Origin of the sequence: Ferruginibacter sp., from assembly GCF_031430955.1 — a bacterium.
In the GTDB taxonomy this organism is placed as follows: domain Bacteria; phylum Bacteroidota; class Bacteroidia; order Chitinophagales; family Chitinophagaceae; genus Ferruginibacter.
Window position 1 is genome coordinate 1 of record NZ_JANPCM010000685.1, and the last position, 2,075, is coordinate 2,075.

The 2,075-nt window shown below is 37.2% G+C and carries 4 protein-coding genes; 1 reads left to right on the forward strand and 3 read right to left on the reverse strand.

The window, feature by feature from the left end; translation table 11 throughout:
• The 3 genes from ACY65O_RS19565 to paaI all read right to left on the reverse strand — a co-directional run.
• Nucleotides 1-413: DapH/DapD/GlmU-related protein (locus ACY65O_RS19565; RefSeq protein ID WP_462222542.1), on the reverse strand; the 413-nt coding region annotated here is incomplete at its 3' end.
• Between the two features lie 24 nt (nt 414-437).
• On the reverse strand, nt 438-1,151 hold the full coding sequence (locus ACY65O_RS19570) for a hypothetical protein (RefSeq protein ID WP_462222543.1): 714 nt from the start codon (nt 1,149-1,151) through the stop codon (nt 438-440).
• Between the two features lie 74 nt (nt 1,152-1,225).
• Complete coding sequence (paaI, locus tag ACY65O_RS19575; protein ID WP_462222544.1) at nt 1,226-1,636, reverse strand: hydroxyphenylacetyl-CoA thioesterase PaaI; 411 nt, start codon at nt 1,634-1,636, stop codon at nt 1,226-1,228.
• A gap of 69 nt (nt 1,637-1,705) precedes the next feature.
• On the opposite strand from paaI, the gene ACY65O_RS19580 reads away from it, so the two are divergent.
• The coding region (locus ACY65O_RS19580) for a rhodanese-like domain-containing protein (protein ID WP_462222545.1) at nt 1,706-2,075 on the forward strand (370 nt) is incomplete at its 3' end.

A 2,075-nucleotide genomic window follows, 5' to 3' on the forward strand; every position in this document is an offset into this window, starting at 1 on the left:
TTTGCAGGATTGCCCACTATTAAACTGCGGCGCTCAAATTTTTCATCAGCCTTTATAAAACTTAATGCACCAACAATGCACTCCTCTTCCAAAACAACATTATCCATTATAACCGCATTCATACCTACTAAACAATTTTTACCAATGGTGGCGCCATGTATTACTGCGCCGTGGCCAATATGTGCACCTTCTTTTAAATAAACCGTTACACCTGGAAACATGTGGATAGTACAATTCTCCTGCACATTACAACCATCTTCAATAATTATTTGCCCCCAATCGCCACGGATAGCAGCACCCGGGCCAATGTAACAATGCTTACCAATAATTACATTACCGGTAACCGCAGCCTGCGGATGAATGAATGAAGTTTCATGCACTACAGGAATAAAATTTTTGAATTGATAAATCATCAGGTGAATAATTGTAAACCAAAATTACTCCACTTTAGGGTTATCTTTTTTTTGCGGTTTGCGGTTTATTGCTTTTATTAAAACAATAAACCCCCAAATAAGGCCCGTAAGTCCAAGCACACCAACAATAGCCGCTGCGGCATCGGCACCATTGCAGGAAAGGCTGCACACCAGGGACGCAAGCAGAAAAAGTAAACCTACCAGTGCAATAATAGCAAGAAGGATTTTCCATGCTTCTCCGGCTTTAGCTTTGTTGCCGGTAACTGTTGCAACTGCATATACTTTCAACTGTTTAAAAAATTCTTTTTTTAAAATCCTTTTTTCTTTATTTGTTAATGCATCTTTTGTTTTGCCCGAATTTAAAATTTGCTGTGCAGTGGGGTGTTTAATTATACTGCTGCCATACGCCGCATTTGTATTTACCACATCAGCATTGTTTACCCATGCCGTAAAAACCAAAACAGCACAAAGCGGCAAAATAAAATCGCAGGCCTTTTGCCTGATGTAAAATAGTTTTTTTGAAACTGTTTTTTTTTTGCCCCGTGGATAAAAAATAACAGCAGCAACCATTAGCACAAATGCAAAAAAATAAATTTCTGCAGCCGGCAGCACGAGCTGCATTTTATACAATGCCATTCCTGTGTAATATGCCAATGCAGCCAGTAAAATTTTGATGGTAACAATTAAAAACCTTGCTGAATTTACATGGCAGCGTGCCCAGTATGATATCTTTTGCATGGCAACAGTTTTAAGAGTGAGTAAAAACTGCTATGAAAATTAATAAACTTAATTGTAAAATGCAAGCGGTAAAATTAAATTAACTCTTTGCCGGTACGGTAACAGGTTCCTTTAAAAACTGCCACCACATGTTCTTTTTGATTAGCAATGGTGATGTGATATAAGCCAGTAGATTTTCCGTTATGCAATTCTTTTGCTTCGGCGGTTAATACATCATCTACATGCACGGGTTTTATAAAATTGATAGAAGTATCAAATGCAACTGATAACACATTGCGGTTGTTGCAGGCAAAAGCAAAAGCAGAATCTGCCAATGAAAATGCAATGCCGCCATGTACAATGCCAAAGCCATTGATCATTTCTTTACGTACGGACATTTTTATTTTACTGTAGCCATCTTTAATTTCCAGTACTTCAATACCCAGCCACTGGCTGAATAAATCATGTTGCATCATGTGGGCTACTACTTCGGTTGAGGTGGGCATATTTTTGTTTTATAATGTTAAAGGTATAAACAAATTTAGATTGCTCTATTTAGGTTGTACCTTTATTATATGAAGATTTCAATACAATATTTTAGTTTTCTTTTTGCAGCAATATTTTTCTGCAGCAATATTTTTGCGCAGGAAAAACTTACACCCAAACAATTCAATAAAAAATTGCAGGCCACAACTAATGCATTTTTGTTAGATGTGCGTACGCCAAAAGAAATAAGCCGAAGTTATATTAAGCATGCTGTTTTTATGGATATACATGATTCTCTTTTTGAAAAAAGATTAACTACCATTGATAAAAAAATGCCGGTGTTTGTGTACTGCGCTATTGGCGTACGCAGCCACGATGCAGCAGTGATGCTGAATAAACTTGGCTTTACGGAAGTATATGATTTAAAAGGCGGCATTATTAACTGGAAACTGGATGGCC

Coding starts and splice junctions, on each gene's coding strand:
- ACY65O_RS19570 (WP_462222543.1), bottom strand. CDS start 1,151: ATGCAAAAGATATCATACTGGGCACGCTGCCATGTAAATTCAGCAAGG.
- paaI (WP_462222544.1), bottom strand. CDS start 1,636: ATGCCCACCTCAACCGAAGTAGTAGCCCACATGATGCAACATGATTTA.